Source organism: Cedecea sp. AS113 (genome assembly GCF_037152415.1).
Taxonomy (GTDB): domain Bacteria; phylum Pseudomonadota; class Gammaproteobacteria; order Enterobacterales; family Enterobacteriaceae; genus Cedecea.
The window spans coordinates 415624-433228 of the sequence record NZ_JBBCMI010000001.1 but is presented as its reverse complement, the minus strand read 5'-3'; the positions used below and the strand labels follow the sequence as shown (position 1 = coordinate 433228).

Annotated in this window: 14 protein-coding genes and 1 pseudogene; 9 read left to right on the top strand and 6 right to left on the bottom strand. The window is 56.9% G+C overall.

Annotation, left to right across the window (positions count from 1 at the left end; genetic code table 11):
* Positions 1-56: 56 nt before the first annotated feature.
* From menD to menE, 5 genes are read left to right on the top strand one after another with little or no spacing between them, the layout of a single operon-like run.
* A complete protein-coding gene (gene menD, locus WFN87_RS02025; RefSeq protein ID WP_008459800.1) occupies positions 57-1727 on the top strand; it encodes a 2-succinyl-5-enolpyruvyl-6-hydroxy-3-cyclohexene-1-carboxylic-acid synthase in 1671 nt (556 codons plus the stop codon).
* Entirely contained in the window at positions 1724-2497 is a 774-nt protein-coding gene (gene menH / locus WFN87_RS02020) for a 2-succinyl-6-hydroxy-2,4-cyclohexadiene-1-carboxylate synthase (protein WP_336981703.1), read from the top strand. The genes menD and menH overlap by 4 nt, the downstream gene beginning before the upstream one ends.
* A 9-nt stretch (positions 2498-2506) precedes the next feature.
* Positions 2507-3364, top strand: a complete 858-nt coding sequence (menB, locus tag WFN87_RS02015) for a 1,4-dihydroxy-2-naphthoyl-CoA synthase (RefSeq protein WP_008459804.1) — start codon at positions 2507-2509, stop codon at positions 3362-3364.
* Complete coding sequence (gene menC / locus WFN87_RS02010; protein WP_336981701.1) at positions 3364-4329, top strand: o-succinylbenzoate synthase; 966 nt, start codon at positions 3364-3366, stop codon at positions 4327-4329. Before menB ends, menC begins: the two co-directional genes overlap by 1 nt.
* Positions 4326-5681 (top strand): o-succinylbenzoate--CoA ligase, encoded by a 1356-nt coding sequence (menE, locus tag WFN87_RS02005; RefSeq protein WP_336981699.1) that lies wholly within the window; start codon positions 4326-4328, stop codon positions 5679-5681. Before menC ends, menE begins: the two co-directional genes overlap by 4 nt.
* A gap of 13 nt (positions 5682-5694) precedes the next feature.
* Here the strand turns inward: menE and katA are convergent, their stop codons facing one another.
* Entirely contained in the window at positions 5695-7143 is a 1449-nt protein-coding gene (katA, locus tag WFN87_RS02000; protein WP_336981697.1) for a catalase KatA, read from the bottom strand.
* Positions 7144-7403: 260 nt separating this feature from the next.
* On the opposite strand from katA, the gene WFN87_RS01995 reads away from it, so the two are divergent.
* Complete coding sequence (locus tag WFN87_RS01995) at positions 7404-7946, top strand: YfaZ family outer membrane protein (protein WP_008459823.1); 543 nt, start codon at positions 7404-7406, stop codon at positions 7944-7946.
* 250 nt (positions 7947-8196) lie between these two features.
* Positions 8197-9393, top strand: a complete 1197-nt coding sequence (locus WFN87_RS01990; RefSeq protein ID WP_336981694.1) for a nicotinamide mononucleotide deamidase-related protein YfaY — start codon at positions 8197-8199, stop codon at positions 9391-9393.
* 3 nt (positions 9394-9396) lie between these two features.
* Here WFN87_RS01990 and glpC read toward each other — a convergent pair whose 3' ends face one another.
* From glpC to glpA, 3 genes and pseudogenes are all read right to left on the bottom strand, one after another.
* Positions 9397-10599, bottom strand: a complete 1203-nt coding sequence (gene glpC, locus WFN87_RS01985) for an anaerobic glycerol-3-phosphate dehydrogenase subunit GlpC (protein ID WP_336706936.1) — start codon at positions 10597-10599, stop codon at positions 9397-9399.
* Complete coding sequence (gene glpB, locus WFN87_RS01980) at positions 10586-11851, bottom strand: glycerol-3-phosphate dehydrogenase subunit GlpB (RefSeq protein ID WP_336981692.1); 1266 nt, start codon at positions 11849-11851, stop codon at positions 10586-10588. Before glpB ends, glpC begins: the two co-directional genes overlap by 14 nt.
* A pseudogene (gene glpA / locus WFN87_RS01975) lies at positions 11841-13458 on the bottom strand (anaerobic glycerol-3-phosphate dehydrogenase subunit A). The gene glpB and the pseudogene glpA overlap by 11 nt, the downstream one beginning before the upstream one ends.
* A 260-nt stretch (positions 13459-13718) precedes the next feature.
* Here glpA and glpT point away from each other — a divergent pair.
* Both glpT and glpQ read left to right on the top strand, forming a co-directional pair.
* On the top strand, positions 13719-15071 hold the full coding sequence (glpT, locus tag WFN87_RS01970; protein ID WP_166990981.1) for a glycerol-3-phosphate transporter: 1353 nt from the start codon (positions 13719-13721) through the stop codon (positions 15069-15071).
* Between the two features lie 10 nt (positions 15072-15081).
* Positions 15082-16146 (top strand): glycerophosphodiester phosphodiesterase, encoded by a 1065-nt coding sequence (glpQ, locus tag WFN87_RS01965; protein ID WP_336981690.1) that lies wholly within the window; start codon positions 15082-15084, stop codon positions 16144-16146.
* Positions 16147-16188: 42 nt separating this feature from the next.
* Here the strand turns inward: glpQ and yfaE are convergent, their stop codons facing one another.
* Together yfaE and nrdB are read right to left on the bottom strand one after the other, a co-directional pair.
* Positions 16189-16443: a class I ribonucleotide reductase maintenance protein YfaE gene (gene yfaE / locus WFN87_RS01960; protein ID WP_008459838.1), complete on the bottom strand. Its 255-nt coding sequence runs from the start codon at positions 16441-16443 to the stop codon at positions 16189-16191.
* A 3-nt stretch (positions 16444-16446) separates the two neighbouring features.
* The gene (gene nrdB / locus WFN87_RS01955) at positions 16447-17577 is read right to left on the bottom strand and encodes a class Ia ribonucleoside-diphosphate reductase subunit beta (RefSeq protein WP_008459840.1); all 1131 of its coding nucleotides are present in this window, start codon (positions 17575-17577) and stop codon (positions 16447-16449) included.
* Positions 17578-17605: the final 28 nt, after the last annotated feature.

Sequence of the window (17605 nt, the reverse complement as noted above, 5' to 3'; positions counted from 1 at the left end):
TTAACCCTTGCCATAGTATTTATAATCGAAAGTCGAAATTGACTGCGGACAATATTATGTCGATAAGCTCATTTAACCGCCGCTGGGCGGGCGTCATACTCGAAGCATTAACCCGACATGGGGTGCGGCATGTGTGTATCGCGCCCGGCTCCCGCTCCACGCCGCTGACGCTCAGCGCGGCGGAAAACCGCAGTTTCATTTGCCATACTCACTTTGATGAACGGGGCCTGGGCCATCTGGCGCTTGGGCTGGCAAAGGCCAGCGGCGAGCCGGTGGCAATCATTGTCACCTCCGGCACCGCCGTGGCCAATCTTTATCCCGCCGTGATAGAAGCCGGATTGACCGGCGAAAAGCTGATTTTGCTGACGGCAGATCGCCCGCCCGAACTTATCGACTGTGGTGCGAACCAGGCGATTCGCCAGCCGGGACTGTTTAACTCCCATCCTTCCGCTGCACTCAATCTGCCTCGCCCAACGCATGATATTCACGCCAGCTGGCTGGTCTCTGCCATTGACAGCGCCGTCGGCCAGCTCAACGGGGGCGCACTGCATATCAATTGCCCCTTTGCTGAGCCACTTTATGGCGCGCCGGACGATACCGGCGTCGACTGGCAAAACCAGCTTGAAGGCTGGTGGGAAGGCAACACGCCCTGGCTGCGTGAAGTGCACGACAATGCCGTGCCGAAGCAAAGAGACTGGTTCTTCTGGCGGCAAAAACGCGGCGTGGTAGTGGCCGGACGGCTTTCTGCCAGCGAAGGTGAGCAGGTCGCGGCCTGGGCGCAAATGCTTGGCTGGCCGCTTATCGGCGATGTGCTTTCACAGACTGGACAGCCTCTGCCGTGTGCGGATCTGTGGCTAAGCAATAGCCAGGCCGTGACTTGTCTTGAACAGGCGCAAATTGTCATCCAGTTTGGCGGCAGTCTGACCGGAAAACGGGTTCTTCAGTGGCAGGCCGCCTGCAGGCCGGAAGAGTACTGGCTGGTGGACAAGCAGCCCGGGCGTCTCGATCCTGCCAACCACCGTGGCCGCCGTCTGGTTGCCAGCGTTGAAGCCTGGCTGGAAAAACATCCGGCAGAAAAACGCCTGCCCTGGGCCGAAGCGCTAACGTCTCTGGCCTGGCAGACGCTGGAAAAGGTTGAGCAAGGAACCCGAGAATTTGGTGAGGCACAGGTTGCACAGCGCCTGTCACAGCTGCTGCCGGAAGGCGGTCAGCTGTTTGTTGGCAACAGTTTAATTGTGCGTTTGATAGATGCTTTTGCCCAGCTTCCCGTGGGGTATCCGGTGTACAGCAATCGAGGGGCGAGCGGCATTGATGGCCTGCTGTCAACCGCCGCAGGCGTTCAGCGGGCAACGGCGCGCTCCACGCTCGCGATAGTCGGCGACATTTCGGCGCTCTATGATCTTAATGCCCTTGCACTGCTGCGTCACGCCTCGGCACCGTTTGTGCTGCTGGTGGTCAACAATAACGGTGGCCAGATCTTCTCACTTTTGCCGACGCCTGCCGAAGAGCGTGAGCGTTTTTACTGTATGCCGCAAAACGTGAACTTCTCCCACGCAGCCGCCATGTTTGAGTTGGGGTATCAGAACCCTGAAAACTGGCAGGCGCTTGAAGAGGCCGTTCGTCGGGCCTGGTTGCGCCCTGGCGCGACGGTGATTGAAATTAGCGTGCCGGAAACCGCCGGCGCTCAGACGCTGCAGCATTTGCTGGCCCTGGTTAGCCAGGCATGATCCTTCATGCCGCGGCGCATTCGGGCCACCGTTCAACTCTGCCACACATAGTCTGGCTGCACGGTTTTCTTGGTAGCCATCATGAGTGGCAGGCGCTTAAGCCGCACTTTTCCGACTGGCCGCAGCTGTGCGTGGACCTGCCCGGCCACGGTGGTTCCACCGATCTTCACGTGCAGAGTTTTGCCGAGGTTGATAACGCGTTACGAAATACCCTCAAACATCACGGTATAAATCACTATTGGCTCGTGGGCTACTCCCTGGGCGGGCGCATCGCGATGTATCACGCCAGTCGGGCTGAGTCGAAAGGGCTGCGTGGCCTGGTGGTAGAAGGCAGTCATCCTGGCCTGATAAGTGGGGCAGATCGCGAGGCGAGAGCGCTGAACGATGCCCGCTGGGCGCAGCGTTTGATGCACGAAGATATCCAGACCGTGTTGAACGACTGGTATCAGCAGCCTGTTTTCCGTTCCCTCAGCCGCGCGCAACGCACTGACTTAGTCGCCCTGCGTGCGCAAAACAATCCCGAGACGCTAGCCCGGATGCTTGAGGCAACGTCGCTTTCCCGACAGCCCGATTTACGTGAGCCACTTGGCCAGCTAGCCGCGCCGTTTCATTTTATTTGCGGTGAACGAGACGAAAAGTTTCGCGCCGTTGCCGCCGAGCTTAACTGTTCTCTGGCTATTATTTCCGGGGCAGGACACAACGCCCACCGTGAAGCTCCCGCCGCGTTTAGTTCCGCTCTGTTAACCCTCTTTCGTCAATATGACCTGTAAGGATCTTTCATGATTTATCCTGATGAACAAATGCTTTATGCCCCGATTGAATGGCTGGATTGCTCCGAAGGTTACACCGATATTCGCTACCACAAATCCAGCGACGGTATCGCCAAAATCACCATCAACCGCCCGGAAGTGCGTAATGCGTTTCGTCCGCTGACCGTCAAAGAGATGATCAATGCCCTGGCCGATGCGCGTTATGACGACAACATTGGCACCATTATTCTGACCGGCGAAGGAGAAAAAGCCTTCTGTGCGGGCGGTGACCAAAAAGTGCGTGGTGACTACGGCGGCTACCAGGACGCAAGCGGCGTACATCACCTGAACGTGCTCGACTTCCAGCGCCAAATTCGCACCTGCCCTAAGCCAGTTGTGGCGATGGTGGCGGGTTTCTCCATCGGCGGCGGCCATGTGCTGCACATGATGTGTGACCTGACTATCGCGGCGGAAAACGCCGTATTTGGCCAGACTGGCCCGAAAGTTGGTTCTTTCGACGGCGGCTGGGGCGCTTCCTACATGGCGCGTATTGTCGGCCAGAAAAAAGCTCGTGAAATTTGGTTCCTGTGCCGCCAGTACGATGCGAAAGAAGCGCTGGATATGGGCCTGGTGAATACCGTTGTACCGATTGCCGATCTGGAAAAAGAGACGGTTCGCTGGTGCCGTGAAATGCTGCAGAACAGTCCGATGGCGCTGCGTTGCCTGAAAGCGGCGCTGAATGCTGACTGCGACGGTCAGGCGGGGCTGCAAGAACTTGCCGGGAACGCCACGATGCTGTTCTACATGACCGAAGAAGGTCAGGAAGGGCGCAACGCGTTTAACCAGAAGCGTCAGCCGGACTTCAGCAAATTTAAACGGAATCCGTGATGCGGAGCGCGGCGCTGTGGCGCTTTCAAATCCCGATGGAGGCTGGCGTAGTGCTTCGCGACCAGCGTCTCAAATTTAGAGATGGGCTTCTGGTGCGCCTGACAGTGGGCGAACGCAGCGGATGGGGCGAAATTTCCCCTCTGCCGGGATTTAGCCAGGAAACACTCGTGGAGGCTCAGGCGCAGGTCGACCGCTGGCTTGAACAGTGGCTGGCAGATGAATCGACTCCGTTACCCGAGTTGCCGTCGGTCGCTTTTGGCTTGAGTTGTGCGCTGGCTGAGGCTGAAGGTACGCTGCCACAGGCCGCTGACTACCGCGCCGCCCCGCTGTGCACCGGCGACCCCGACGAGCTGATCCTGGCACTGGCAGAAATGTCGGGCGAAAAAATCGCGAAGGTGAAAGTGGGGCTGTACGAGGCCGTTCGCGATGGCATGGTGGTTAATTTATTGCTTGAAGCCGTGCCTGAACTTCGTCTGCGTCTGGATGCTAACCGCAGCTGGACCCCGCTCAAAGCGCAGCAGTTCGCTAAATACGTCAACCCGGATCATCGCTCGCGCATCGATTTTATTGAAGAGCCGTGCAAAACCCGCGAGCAGTCCCGAGAGTTCAGCCGGGATACGGGAATTGCAATTGCCTGGGACGAAAGCCTGCGGGAGGCTGATTTTACTTTCACCGCTGAGCCGGGCGTTTCAGCAGTGGTGATCAAACCGACGCTTACCGGTAGCCTGAACAAAGTGCGTGAGCAGGTTGCGGCGGCACATTGTCTGGGGCTGAAAGCGGTGATCAGTTCCTCCATTGAGTCCAGCCTCGGTTTGACTCAACTGGCCCGCATCGCCGCCTGGCTCACGCCGGGAACCCTGCCTGGGCTGGATACTTTATCCCTGATGCAATCTCAGCTTGAGCGCAGCTGGCCCGGCAGCCCTCTGCCGTGTGTTACCGTGGACGGACTCGAGCGTATTCGATGATCTTTCCCGACTGGCCGTGGCGTCACTGGGCCGATGCCAGGAGCACAAGTGTTGCGCTCCGTCTCGACGATGAACTATTAACCTGGCAAACGCTGTGCCAGCGCGTGGATACGCTGGCGGGAGGTTTTCGCCAGCAAGGAGTAAAAGAAGGCGATGGCGTTGCGCTTAAAGCGAAAAATGGCCCGCAAACGCTGCTTGCCTGGCTGGCGTTATGGCAGTGTGGGGCGCGCATTCTGCCGTTAAATCCTCAGTTGCCTGATAGTTTGCTGGCGCAGCTTTTACCGTCGATGACGCTGAGCTACGGGTTAACTTTGACCGACAGCGAACCTCTGCCGGATGTGGTTCCATTATCGCTGACTAGTGCACTTGCCTGGCACGAAAGCTGGCAGCCGATGCGTCTGGCTTCCATGACGCTGACTTCTGGTTCAACCGGGTTACCCAAAGCAGCGGTGCATACATTCTCGGCCCACCTTGCCAGCGCGGCGGGTGTCCTGGCGATGATGCATTACGGCCCCGACGATAGCTGGCTTTTATCTTTACCGCTGTTTCACGTTTCCGGGCAGGGGATCCTCTGGCGCTGGCTGTATGCCGGCGGCCAGTTGGCGATATCAAGCGCGCAATCGATAAACGAGGCGTTGCATGGCTGTACCCACGCTTCATTAGTGCCCACACAACTGTGGCGGCTGCTGGAAAAACAGGAACCTCTGGCGTTGCGTGAAGTGCTCCTTGGCGGGGCGGCTATCCCCGTTGAACTGACGCAGCAGGCGGAAGCACGAGGAGTGCGTTGCTGGTGTGGTTATGGGCTCACCGAGCTGGCCTCTACGGCTTGCGCCAAACGCGCCGACGGTCAGCCAGATGTGGGGGCTCCATTGCCAGGCCGGAAGGTAAAAATCGTCGATGAAGAAGTGTGGATACAGGCGAATAGCCTGGCCAGCGGCTACTGGCGGGACGGGCAACTTATTCCTCTGGTGAATGAACAGGGCTGGTTTGCTACCCGCGATAGGGGCGTTTTGCATTCGGGCCGCCTGACGATTGTCGGGCGTCTTGATAACCAGTTTTTCAGCGGCGGGGAGGGCATCCAGCCGGAGGAGGTTGAGCGGGTAATTGCCGCGCATCCAGCGGTTCAGCAGGTGTTTGTGGTGCCGGTGGACGACGTTGAATTTGGCCAGCGGCCCGTTGCCGTGGTTGAGATAAGTGCCGGATGTGAGTTTAACGACATTGCCGCCTGGCTTGACGGAAAACTGCCCCGTTTTCAGAGGCCTGTGCGCTGGCTGGCGCTGCCGCAGGAGTTAAAACAGGGCGGGATTAAAATCTCCCGCCGCAGGCTGACAGAGTGGGCAGCAGGGGCATAACCCCTGCAAGGTATTACTTATTGTTCTTCAGTGCCTGAAGTGCATTCGCTACCCCGGCACCGTATTCAGGATGTACCTGGCTGAACAGGCAAATCTGACGGTTCTGAATGCTTTCCGGGACATCTTTCATCTCACCCGCAATCCGCACAAACATACGCTGATGCTCTTCATCGCTCAGCAGGTTATACAGCGCGCGCGGCTGGCTGAAGTAGTCGCTATCTTCGCGATGGTTCCAGTGGTCGGCTGCGCCTTCCAGGCTCAACGGCGGCTCGCTGAAATCTGGCTGTTCCTGGAAAACGTTAAAGCTGTTTGGCTCGTAGGTTGCGCCATTGCCGCTGTTGCCGTCCACCCGCATGGCTCCGTCGCGGTGGTAGTTGTGGAACGGGCATTTTGGCGCGTTCACCGGAATTTGATGATGGTTCACGCCCAGGCGGTAGCGGTGTGCGTCACCGTAGGAGAACAGGCGACCCTGCAACATGCGATCGGGTGAGAAACCAATGCCCGGTACGACGTTGGCCGGGGACATCGCCACCTGTTCAACGTCAGAGAAGTAGTTTTCCGGGTTGCGGTTCAGTTCCAGCACGCCCACTTCTATCAGTGGATAGTCGCCGTGTGGCCAGACTTTGGTCAGATCAAACGGGTTGTATGGCGTTTGTGACGCTTCGGCTTCCGGCATAATTTGCACGAACAACGTCCAGCGAGGGAAATCACCAGCCTCAATGGATTCGTACAGATCGCGCTGGGAGCTTTCGCGGTCCTCTGCAATCAGGCGGCTGGCTTCATCATCCATCAGGTTCTCAATACCCTGCTGGGATTTGAGGTGGAACTTCACCCAGAAACGCTGATTGTCGCTATTGATAAAGCTGAAGGTATGGCTGCCAAAACCGTGAATGTGACGATAAGAGCGCGGTAAGCCACGGTCGCTGAAATCAATGGTCAACTGATGAAGGGCTTCCGGCAGGTGCGAGAAGAAATCCCATTTATACGTAGGGTTACGCAGGTTGGTGCGTGGATCGCGTTTGACGACGTGGTTCAGGTCGGGGAATTTCAGCGGGTCACGGAGATAGAACACCGGCGTGTTGTTGCCCACCAGGTCCCAATTGCCCTCCTCGGTATAGAATTTCATGGAAAAGCCGCGAATATCTCGTTCGGCATCCGCCGCGCCGCGCTCACCGGCCACGGTGGAAAAGCGCAGGAACAGCTCAGTTTTTTTGCCGATTTCTGAGAATAATTTTGCCCGGGTGTAGCGGGTGATGTCATGCGTCACGGTGAAATGACCAAACGCGCCGGAGCCTTTAGCGTGCATGCGGCGCTCAGGGATCACTTCGCGGTCAAAGTGGGCAAGTTTTTCAAGGAACCAGACGTCCTGAAGTAGCATCGGGCCTCTCGGGCCTGCGGTAGCAACATTGTTGTTGTTTACAACGGGAGCGCCTGCGCCGGTTGTTAATCCTTTCTTGCTCATTAATGCCTCCTTGGGAGCCAGGTTTCACAGTAAAAAAGCGTTTATTTAAATCCACTTTTTTACTGTGTTTATTATTCACCTGCTCAATGTGTCATTTCGCGCTACCCGGCTGCATTGATCTTGTCACACAAAAAGGCGTCTTTTCATTTTCTTACAATCAAGGAAATATTGGCATTTTCCAGCGCGTTAATAAGATAATGCGCCACGCCATCCAATGGCATTTTTAAGGGCAGCCCTTTTTCTTTTTCAGGAACCAAGGAATGAATAAATTACTTTTAGCCGGCGGCGCGGGTTTGCTGCTGGTTTCCGCAGGTGCCAGCGCAATTGGCGTGAGTGCTGAAGTCGGCAAAGAATACACTAACCTCGGCGTGGGTTTTGGCACCGAAAGCAGCGGCATCGCGGTAACCGGTAACTATGCGCATAACGACGACAACGGTGATACCGTAGGCCTTGGCCTCGGTTTTAATATTCCTCTGGGGCCGATGATGGCAACCGTAGGCGGTCGTGGCGTTTACCTGCACGCAAAAGATCGCAAAGAAGGTTATGCGCTTGCGGCGGGTGGCGGTTTGAGATGGCCAATCACTTCTGACATTGCCATTTTTGGCGATTACTACTATTCCCCGGACTCTCTGTCCAGCAGCGTGAAGGACTACAAAGAGGCCAGCGCCGGTGCAAGCTGGAACTTTATGCGTCCGTTTTCAGCGCAAGTGGGTTACCGCTATATTAGCCTTGGCGGCAAAGACGGCGATCGTACCGACACCGTGGCCGACGGTCCGTATGTGGGCGTGAGCGCCAGCTTCTAATCCATTAACGCGGCTTTTAGCCGCGTTAATGTTGCAGACAAAGAGGAAAAAAGCGTGGTTTTTCCCTCTTTGCGGTTATCAGCCGAAAATCAATGAATTGATTTTCCGTTTTTTGACGAATCCTTTGGCGTTTTTTCTATGCCCAGAGGTTGGTCAGTAGTCTAAGCGCGGCTTTTAGCCGCGTTTTTTATGTCTGCCGTTCTTTGGTGCCTGCGCTATAGTGGGGCGTTCCCCTGCTGCGGAGTAAAAGATGTTAAAAGTAGAAATGTTGTCCACCGGCGACGAAGTGCTGTACGGGCAAATTACCGATACCAATGCGGCCTGGCTTGCCGACTATTTCTTTCACCAGGGTTTACCCATGTCGCGCCGCAATACGGTCGGCGACAGTCTGCCTGACCTGGTTGCCGTGCTGAAAGAGCGCAGCCACGAAGCGGATGTGCTGATTGTTAACGGCGGCCTGGGACCAACCAGCGATGATTTAAGCGCGCTGGCGGCGGCGACGGCGGCGGGCGTTGAGCTGGTCGAGCACGCGGAATGGTTAACCTATATGGAGCAGTTTTTTGCCGAGCGCGGGCGAGTGATGGCGCCGAGTAACCGCAAGCAGGCGCAAATCCCGGCTAACAGTGAAATGATCGACAATCCCGTCGGCACCGCCTGCGGCTTTGCATTGACCTTAAACCGCTGCCTGATGTTTTTCACTCCCGGCGTACCGTCAGAGTTTAAGGCTATGGTGGACAAACAAATCATGCCCCGGCTGCGTGAACGTTTTACCCTCCCTGAACCGCCGATATGCCTGCGTTTAACGACTTTTGGACGCTCAGAGAGCGAGCTGGCGCAATCGCTTGATCCGCTGGCGCTGCCGCAGGGCGTGGTGATGGGCTATCGCTCATCGATGCCGATCATTGAGCTTAAACTTACCGGCCCGGCCGGCCAGCGTGAAGCGATGGAGGCCGTCTGGCCGGAAGTCCGCCGCGTGGCAGGTGAGAGTCTGATTTTTGAGGGCACCGAAGGGCTTCCAGCACAAATAGCGCGCCGCCTGGGCGAACGCTCCCTGACTCTGGCCGTGAGCGAACAGTTCACCGGAGGCCTGCTGACGCTGCAGTTAAACCGGGCGCAGGCCGTGCTCCGGGCGAGCCGCGTTTTACCGCAGGCACCTGAAACATTGGCTGAGGCATTAGCGTCCAGCGCAGAATGGCGCCTGAATCAACAGAGCGATCTGGCCCTGGTGATTTCGGGCGAAGAAGATCAGCAGATAAATTTTGCGATCTCCACGCCAGACGGCACTTTTGGCCTGGCCGTGAAGTTTGGCACCAGCCGCCACGCGCTGGCAATACGCCAGGAAGTTTGCGCCATGATGGCGCTGAACGTGCTGCGCCGCTGGTTCAACGGCCAGCCGCTGGAAAGCGAACACGGCTGGATTAAGGTCGTAGAGTCAGTCAGCCTTTAACCTTCAGGCGAGCGCCCGAGCAAGTAGCGTGATCGGGTGCTCGCAGCGTTTGCTGGTCGACATTTCTATCTGCCATTTACAGGTTTCGCAGTCCGTCACCACCAGGTCTACGCCACTCTCTTCTATTTGCTGGAACAGCGGGGCGCCAATTTGCTGGGAAGTCGGGTAATTTTCCTTTTTAAACCCATAGGTCCCGGCAATGCCGCAGCACTGGGAGTCCAGCATCACCAGTTCCACGCCGGGAATGCGGCGTAACAGCTCAATGGAATAGAGCGTCCAGCCCATTTTCTCCATATGGCAAGGCGTATGATAGGCGATACGCAGCGGCGTGTTTTTTAACGGCAGCGTTCTGCCATCCTCTTCCAGCAGTTTCCAGATATAACGCGTGGCGAGTTCAATCTGCTCGCGAACCGGGGCCGTGTCGATACCAAGAATATGCGGATATTCATCGCGCAGCGTGAAGGTACAGGTTGACGAGGTCGCAATGACCGGCAGCCCGCGCTGTATGACGGCCTCTTCCAGCGAGCTGGCGTTTACCCTTGCCTGTTTCTTTGCCTTTTCGATAAAGCCGTTGGCAATAAGCGGCACGCCGCAGCATTTTTCTCTTTGCAACAGCTGGACGCCGATGCCCATCGCGTTAAGCACTTTGACCATGTCTTTGCCGAGCTGCGGATGGTTGTAGTTCACGAAGCAGCCGTGGAAGAAAGCAACCTGCTGCGGGAAGCTGGCCTGGTGCGCGGCCTGGCGCCGATACCACTGGCGAAATGTGCCGAAGGAATATTTGGGCAACTCGCGGTGGGAATCAATTTTGAGGGTTTTATCCAGCAGCTTGCGTACGGGCTTCAAACCGGTCGTGGCGTTGATCAGCGGGGCGAAAGGCGTGGAGAGCGTACCGAGTAAATCCGTATGACTGAGAACAGCATCGCGCAGCGAAGGTTTATGTTCGCCATATCTGGCCCGCGCCCGCTGGATGATATCGCCAATGTTGACTTCGGACGGGCAGGAGACTTCGCAGCGCTTGCAGTTGGTGCAGTACTTCAGCGCGTCGTCGTACAGGGAGGGATCTTTCAGGCGCAACCTTTCTCCGTCGGGCCCGGCCTGTTTTGGCCCCGGATATTCCGGGCGAACGCGGCTTACCGGGCAAGCCGTGGTGCAGACCGTGCATTTAATACAGCTTTCAAAGCTGGTTTCATCAAGCAGGTTCATGGCAAGCCTCCGCGGCAACAAGGATTTGATTGGCCACACAGAGCGCCGTGAGCATCGATACGCCGGCTCCGCATCCCTGATGAATAGGATCAAAACCCCCCAGCACCGAGCCAATAGCGTAGAGATTTTTGGTGTATTCCCCGTGATGGAACGGCTGGAAGTGGTTATTCACGGTTAGCCCAAATTGCAGCCAGGGCTGCGGCGTAAAGAAATCTGTTTTGCTCCAGGCGGCTCGCTCGGCCTCGATGTTCACGTCCAGCCCGAAGATGGGCTCGATGACATGTTGCCGGGTAGCCTCCAGCCCGCCGCTGAAAAAGCTGCCGCTGGCCAGGATGACATGCCGGGTCCGCAGCGGCACTTCACGATGATTTTTGGTGAACAGGGCATTGATACGCCCTTGTTCAAGCTGAGCGCCGGTTACGGTATCTCCGGGCATAATAAGCCCGCCCTGGGTCTGAAAACGGCGGCGGAGCGCATTGTGTAGCCTCATCCCAAGCACCGAAGGCGGTAGCGTTGGCAGGAGTTTTACCGGCACGCCGAGGGCTTGCTCCACGGCGGCCACCGTTCGTGCTTCCAGGTTCAGGCAAGCGGGCAGAATCATAGCCTCGCCGCTGCCCAGCAGCAGCCTGAGTTCATCCACCAGCGCCGGAAGGTTTTCCGGCAGATCCAGCACCCGGGCGATGTTCACGGCGCGAAACTCGCTTGGGTTGTTACGTAAGACATCCAGTACGGGCAGGGTGAGCTCGGCGACGTGCACGTTACAGCCGGCGGCAGACAGTGAACCCGCCACCAGCTCTGCCTGAAAATCCAGGAAGCCAGCAATATTAATCACCGTCACTTTTTGCCAGGGCAACGGCGCCTGCGGCACTTCCGGCGGGCTGAGCCAGCTGGCTCTTTGCTTGCCCAGCGGCGTGATTCTGAGGTGATTTTGGCGATGATGACCCACCAGCGGAATGCCAGCCCTGGCCAGCAGTTGCTCACTCTCTGCAGCGAGCGCCAGCACGCGCTCTTTGCCCATCAGGCTGTAAGGATGCTGAGGCGCTTGCTCCGCCAGGTTTTCCAGCGCCGTCTCTGGCTGGTGAACGGGAGTGCCGTCCGGTAACGTTGAAAGCAAATCCAACGAACCAGAAGAGAAGTGCAGCGCGCTTTGCCCGCGGCTGACGATGGCGCAGCGCTGGCCGCTTTCCGCCAGCTTTATGCCGGCTGTCAGCCCGGCCAGGCCGCTGCCGATGATAATCGTGTCAAATTTCATCCCTGTTCTCCGTTGTCCAGACCGCCTAGTCCCTGATAAATCCAGGCGGTAAATTCGCTTTCTCGCAATGTATTTCCCCAGGCGACAGGGCGAACGCCCTTCCAGCGTTCGTTGAGGAAGTGAGAGAGTTGCTCCAGCGATTGTGCAGGCGTAGTGAGCTGGAAGCGTTGCAGGAGACCGGCTGCCCGGCAGGCGCACAGCTCGCCCTGGCAGGTGCCCATGCCAACGCGCGTTCTGCGGCGCAAATCTCCCAGGTTTTTTACGCCGAGGGCATCAATGGCATAGCGCACTTCGCCGGTGGTGACGGCTTCGCATTCGCACACCAGGCTGTTGCTGAGTCGGCTGTTATTCAGCAGCCGCGTTGCGCGGTCGCCATGCCGCCAGACGGCGGAACCGCGAATTGTCGGTGGCAAGGAGATAACTTTCCCCAGCGTTTGTTCTGCCGTATGTTCGGAGCCCGGCAGCGACGCCGAGGCGGTGGAGCAGGGGGTGGTATTCCCTAAACGCTCGCAAACCAGATCCGTTGCCCACTCCGCCATCAGACGATAGGTCATCAGTTTGCCGCCGGTAATGGTGATGAAGCCGTCCATGCCGTCGCGTTTCCCGTGATCCAGCAGCACAATTCCACGGCTGACGCTGCGCCCGGTGGGATCGTTGTCGCTGGCAACCAGAGGCCTGACGCCAGCGTAGGCCCGAAGAATACGGGTTCGGCCAAGCACCGGAGCCAGCTTTTCCCCTTCACGAATCAGCGTGTCCACTTCATCCGGTGTGACGCACATATTGTCGATTTGGTCGTAGTCGATATGCGTGGAGGTGGTGCCAATAAGCGAAATGGTATCGCCGGGGACCAGAATATCGGCGTCTGCTGGTTTACGGCAGCGGTTGATGACCATGTTGTTGATGCGGTGCCCGAGGATCAGTAACGCCCCTTTGGCCGGGAACATTTTTACGCTTAGATCGGCGTATTCTGCGATGTGCTGCCCCCAGATCCCTGCGGCGTTTACCACCATTGGTGCACTAAACTCGCCTGCCTGGCGGGTAAGGTGGTTGAAGACTCGCACGCCGCAAACGCGTGAGCCTTCGCGAATCAGCCCGGTGATCTCGCAGCCCGTCAGCACTTCTGCGCCGTGTTCTTTGGCATCAAGCATGTTAGCGGCGGTGAGGCGGAATGGGTCGACCGTGCCATCCGGGACACGAACCGCGCCGAGAAGCGATGGGTTGGCGGACGGCTCAAGCCGTAATGCCTCTCGGGGATCCAACGCTTCTGCAGGAATACCGGCCTGGCGACAGGCGGCGATAAACCCGCTTTGAAACGCCAGATCATCTTCCGGCAGGGTGATAAACAGGCCATCCGTGGGCTCGATACAGTGGCGGGCAATACGCCGCAGAATGCGGTTTTCTTCGATGCACTCTTTGGCGGATTCCCCGTCGGTGACCGCATAGCGTGAGCCGCTGTGAAGCAGGCCGTGATTGCGGCCTGTGGCACCGGTTGCGATGTCGTGACGCTCAAGCAGCAGTACTTTCAGCCCGCGGCGGGCGCAGTCTCGCGCTATGCCGGCACCGGTTGCCCCTCCACCGATGATAATCACGTCCGCTTCTCTGCTCACATGGTGCTCCTTTACCCCTTTTTATTTACCGTTATTCAGCCACAAAGAAAGTGTGTAATGTTTGATTGCGAGCAAATTCGAGCAATAAACGAAAATAATTAGTGAAAATATGCACCATTTCGCCTTTCTGTAATAAAAATGTAACATTGTGTGCGATGTTTCACAGTAAATACGCGCCCGGATAACTACCATGCGCTCGCAAAAGAACATTTGGCAGGAGCCGCTTGCTCCCGCTGAACATCAACGCCACGGAGGCTCGTATGTTAAGTATCTTCAAACCCGCCGCGCATAAGACGCGTTTGCCAGAGGAGCAGATAGATCCGACCTATCGCCGCCTGCGCTGGCAAATTTTCATGGGTATCTTCTTCGGTTATGCCGCTTACTATCTGGTAAGGAAAAACTTTACCCTTGCGATGCCGTATCTGGTGGAGCAGGGCTTCTCCCGAGGCGATCTCGGTTTTGCGCTTTCAGGGATTTCGATCGCCTACGGATTTTCGAAATTCATCATGGGCTCGGTCTCTGACCGCTCGAATCCGCGCGTATTTCTACCCGCCGGGCTGATTCTTGCCGCCGCCGTGATGCTGTTTATGGGCTTTGTGCCCTGGGCAACGTCCAGCATCGCAGTCATGTTTGTGCTGCTGTTCGCCTGCGGCTGGTTCCAGGGCATGGGATGGCCGCCGTGCGGGCGCACCATGGTGCACTGGTGGTCGCAGAAGGAGCGTGGAGGCATTGTTTCCGTCTGGAACTGCGCCCATAACGTCGGGGGCGGTATTCCTCCGCTGCTGTTCCTGCTGGGGATGGCGTGGTTTAACGACTGGCATGCGGCGCTATACATGCCCGCTTTCGCCGCCATTATTGTGGCCATTATTGCCTTCGGCTTGATGCGCGACACGCCTCAATCCTGCGGCCTGCCGCCGATTGAAGAGTACAAAAACGACTACCCGGACGATTACAGCGAGAAAGCGGAAGAAGAGCTGACGGCTAAGCAGATCTTCATGAAGTACGTCTTCCCGAACCGTCTGCTGTGGTACATCGCCATTGCCAACGTGTTTGTCTATTTGCTGCGTTACGGCATCCTGGACTGGTCGCCAACTTACCTGAAAGAAGTAAAACACTTCGCGCTGGATAAATCCTCGTGGGCCTACTTCCTTTATGAATACGCGGGTATTCCAGGCACGCTGCTGTGCGGCTGGATGTCGGACAAGGTATTTAAAGGTAACCGCGGCGCGACAGGCGTGTTCTTCATGGTGTTGGTGACGATTGCTACCGTGGTTTACTGGCTCAACCCGCCGGGTAATCCGGGTGTGGATATGGCCTGTATGATTGTTATCGGCTTCCTGATTTACGGCCCGGTAATGCTGATTGGCCTGCATGCGCTTGAGCTTGCACCTAAGAAAGCGGCAGGGACGGCAGCGGGCTTTACCGGCCTGTTTGGTTACCTGGGCGGCTCGGTCGCGGCCAGCGCGATTGTCGGCTACACCGTGGACTTCTTCGGCTGGGACGGCGGCTTTATCGTGATGATTGGCGGCAGTATTTTGGCCGTGCTGTTGCTGATTGTGGTGATGATTGGCGAGCGCAAACACCACGATGAAAAAATGCTGAAAAACGGCTAAGGAGAGCATCATGAAACTGATGGCAAAATCTTTACTGGCGGGCGTGGTGCTGGTGGCGACCAGCAGCGTCTTCGCCCAGACCACGGACAAAATCGTGATTGCCCACCGGGGCGCCAGCGGCTATCTGCCTGAGCATACGTTACCGGCAAAAGCGATGGCCTATGCCCAGGGCGCGGATTACCTTGAGCAAGACCTGGTGATGACCAAAGACGACAGGCTGGTGGTGCTGCATGACCACTATCTGGACAGGGTGACCGACGTCGCGAAGCGTTTCCCGGATCGGGCGCGCAAAGACGGGCGCTACTACGCCATCGACTTTACGCTGGCGGAAATTAAGTCCCTGAAGTTCACCGAGGGCTTCGACATCGTTAACGGCAAGCAGGTGCAAACTTATCCGGGGCGTTTTCCGATGGGCAAATCCGACTTCCGGGTGCACACCTTTGAAGAAGAGATCGAGTTTGTTCAGGGGCTGAATCATTCCACCGGGAAAAACATCGGTATCTATCCTGAGATAAAAGCGCCGTGGTTCCACCATCAGGAAGGCAAAGATATCGCGGCAAAAACCCTTGAGGTACTGAAGCAGTACGGCTACACCGGCAAGCAGGACAAGATCTATCTTCAGTGCTTTGACGCCGCCGAGCTGAAGCGCATTAAAAACGAGCTTGAGCCGAAGATGGGCATGAACCTTAACCTGGTCCAGCTTATCGCCTATACCGATTGGAATGAGACTCAGGAAAAACAGCCGGACGGCAAGTGGGTGAACTACAGTTACGACTGGATGTTTAAGCCTGGCGCGATGAAGCAGATTGCCCAGTATGCCGACGGCATTGGCCCGGACTACCATATGCTGGTGGAGAAGGCGTCAACCAAAGGAAACGTGAAGCTCACCGACATGGTGACCGAAGCACACGCCAACAAATTGACCGTGCATCCTTATACGGTGAGGGCGGACGCGTTGCCGGACTACGTGAGCGATGTGAATCAGCTGTACGACGTGCTGTATAACCAGGCGGGCGTAGATGGGCTGTTTACCGACTTCCCGGACAAAGCCGTACGGTTTCTTAATAAGCCGTAATCGCTAATGAAAAAGGCCGCATTTGCGGCCTTTTTTACATCACTACATCTCGAGTTCGATATCTCCCCGTGCTTTGCAGCAGCAGGGGAGAATTTCACCGGGCTGGATAAATGCCAGCGGCTCGGTCAGCCACTGAACTTCCCCCGCCAGCAGCTTAGTGCGGCATGAACCGCAATAGCCTTCCCGGCACTGATACTCTACACAGACTTTGTGTGACTCCAGCGCCGCCAGTAGCGAAGGGTGTTCTTCTTCGCTCATCAACTGCGCGCCGGTAATGCTGAGCGTAATGCGGCCCATTGTTTACAGCTGGAAGTTGCTCAGATCGTCGGTATCGACTTCCGAGTCAATCTGGCCCACCAGGTAGGAGCTGACTTCCACTTCCTGCGGCGCAACCTGGACGTTGTCGGACACCAGCCATGCGTTGATCCATGGAATCGGGTTGGAGCGAGTCTGGAACGGCAGGTCAAGGCCCACGGCCTGCATGCGGATGTTGGTGATGTACTCCACATACTGGCAAAGGATGTCTTTGTTCAGGCCAATCATCGAGCCGTCGCGGAACAGGTAGTCGGCCCACTCTTTTTCCTGCTGGGCGGCCAGCACGAACAGGTCGTAGCATTCCTGGCGGCATTCAACGGCGATTTCCGCCATTTCCGGATCGTCTTCACCGCTGCGCATCAGGTTCAGCATATGCTGGGTGCCGGTCAGGTGCAGGGCTTCGTCACGGGCGATCAGCTTGATGATTTTGGCGTTACCTTCCATCAGCTCGCGCTCGGCGAAGGCGAAGGAACAGGCGAAGCTCACATAGAAGCGAATCGCTTCCAGGGCGTTAACGCTCATCAGGCAGAGGTACAACTGACGCTTCAGCGCACGCAGGTTCACGGTGACGGTTTTGCCGTTCACGTTGTGTGTGCCTTCGCCCAACAGGTGCCAGTAGCTGGTCATCTCAATCAGGTCGTCATAGTAGCCAGAGATGTCTTTGGCGCGCTTGAGGATTTCCTGGTTAGTGACGATGTCGTCAAAGACGATCGCCGGATCGTTCACGATGTTGCGGATGATGTGGGTGTAAGAACGAGAGTGAATGGTCTCGCTAAACGCCCAGGTTTCAACCCACGTTTCCAGCTCAGGAATGGAGATCAGCGGCAACAGCGCGACGTTCGGGCTGCGGCCCTGGATGGAGTCCAGCAGCGTCTGGTACTTCAGGTTGCTGATGAAGATGTGTTTCTCATGCTCCGGCAGCGCCTGGAAGTCGATGCGGTCGCGGGAGACGTCCACTTCTTCCGGGCGCCAGAAGAAGGAGAGCTGCTTTTCAATCAGCTTTTCGAAGATGTCGTATTTCTGCTGGTCGTAGCGCGCCACGTTAACCGACTGGCCAAAGAACATAGGCTCGGCGAGCTGATCGTTTTTCGTCTGTGAAAAAGTAGTGTAAGCCATGAGGTTAAATCCTGTAATACGTCGGAAA

Coding starts and splice junctions, on each gene's coding strand:
- menD (WP_008459800.1), top strand. CDS start 57: ATGTCGATAAGCTCATTTAACCGCCGCTGGGCGGGCGTCATACTCGAA.
- menH (WP_336981703.1), top strand. CDS start 1,724: ATGATCCTTCATGCCGCGGCGCATTCGGGCCACCGTTCAACTCTGCCA.
- menB (WP_008459804.1), top strand. CDS start 2,507: ATGATTTATCCTGATGAACAAATGCTTTATGCCCCGATTGAATGGCTG.
- menC (WP_336981701.1), top strand. CDS start 3,364: ATGCGGAGCGCGGCGCTGTGGCGCTTTCAAATCCCGATGGAGGCTGGC.
- menE (WP_336981699.1), top strand. CDS start 4,326: ATGATCTTTCCCGACTGGCCGTGGCGTCACTGGGCCGATGCCAGGAGC.
- katA (WP_336981697.1), bottom strand. CDS start 7,143: ATGAGCAAGAAAGGATTAACAACCGGCGCAGGCGCTCCCGTTGTAAAC.
- WFN87_RS01995 (WP_008459823.1), top strand. CDS start 7,404: ATGAATAAATTACTTTTAGCCGGCGGCGCGGGTTTGCTGCTGGTTTCC.
- WFN87_RS01990 (WP_336981694.1), top strand. CDS start 8,197: ATGTTAAAAGTAGAAATGTTGTCCACCGGCGACGAAGTGCTGTACGGG.
- glpC (WP_336706936.1), bottom strand. CDS start 10,599: ATGAACCTGCTTGATGAAACCAGCTTTGAAAGCTGTATTAAATGCACG.
- glpB (WP_336981692.1), bottom strand. CDS start 11,851: ATGAAATTTGACACGATTATCATCGGCAGCGGCCTGGCCGGGCTGACA.
- glpT (WP_166990981.1), top strand. CDS start 13,719: ATGTTAAGTATCTTCAAACCCGCCGCGCATAAGACGCGTTTGCCAGAG.
- glpQ (WP_336981690.1), top strand. CDS start 15,082: ATGAAACTGATGGCAAAATCTTTACTGGCGGGCGTGGTGCTGGTGGCG.
- yfaE (WP_008459838.1), bottom strand. CDS start 16,443: ATGGGCCGCATTACGCTCAGCATTACCGGCGCGCAGTTGATGAGCGAA.
- nrdB (WP_008459840.1), bottom strand. CDS start 17,577: ATGGCTTACACTACTTTTTCACAGACGAAAAACGATCAGCTCGCCGAG.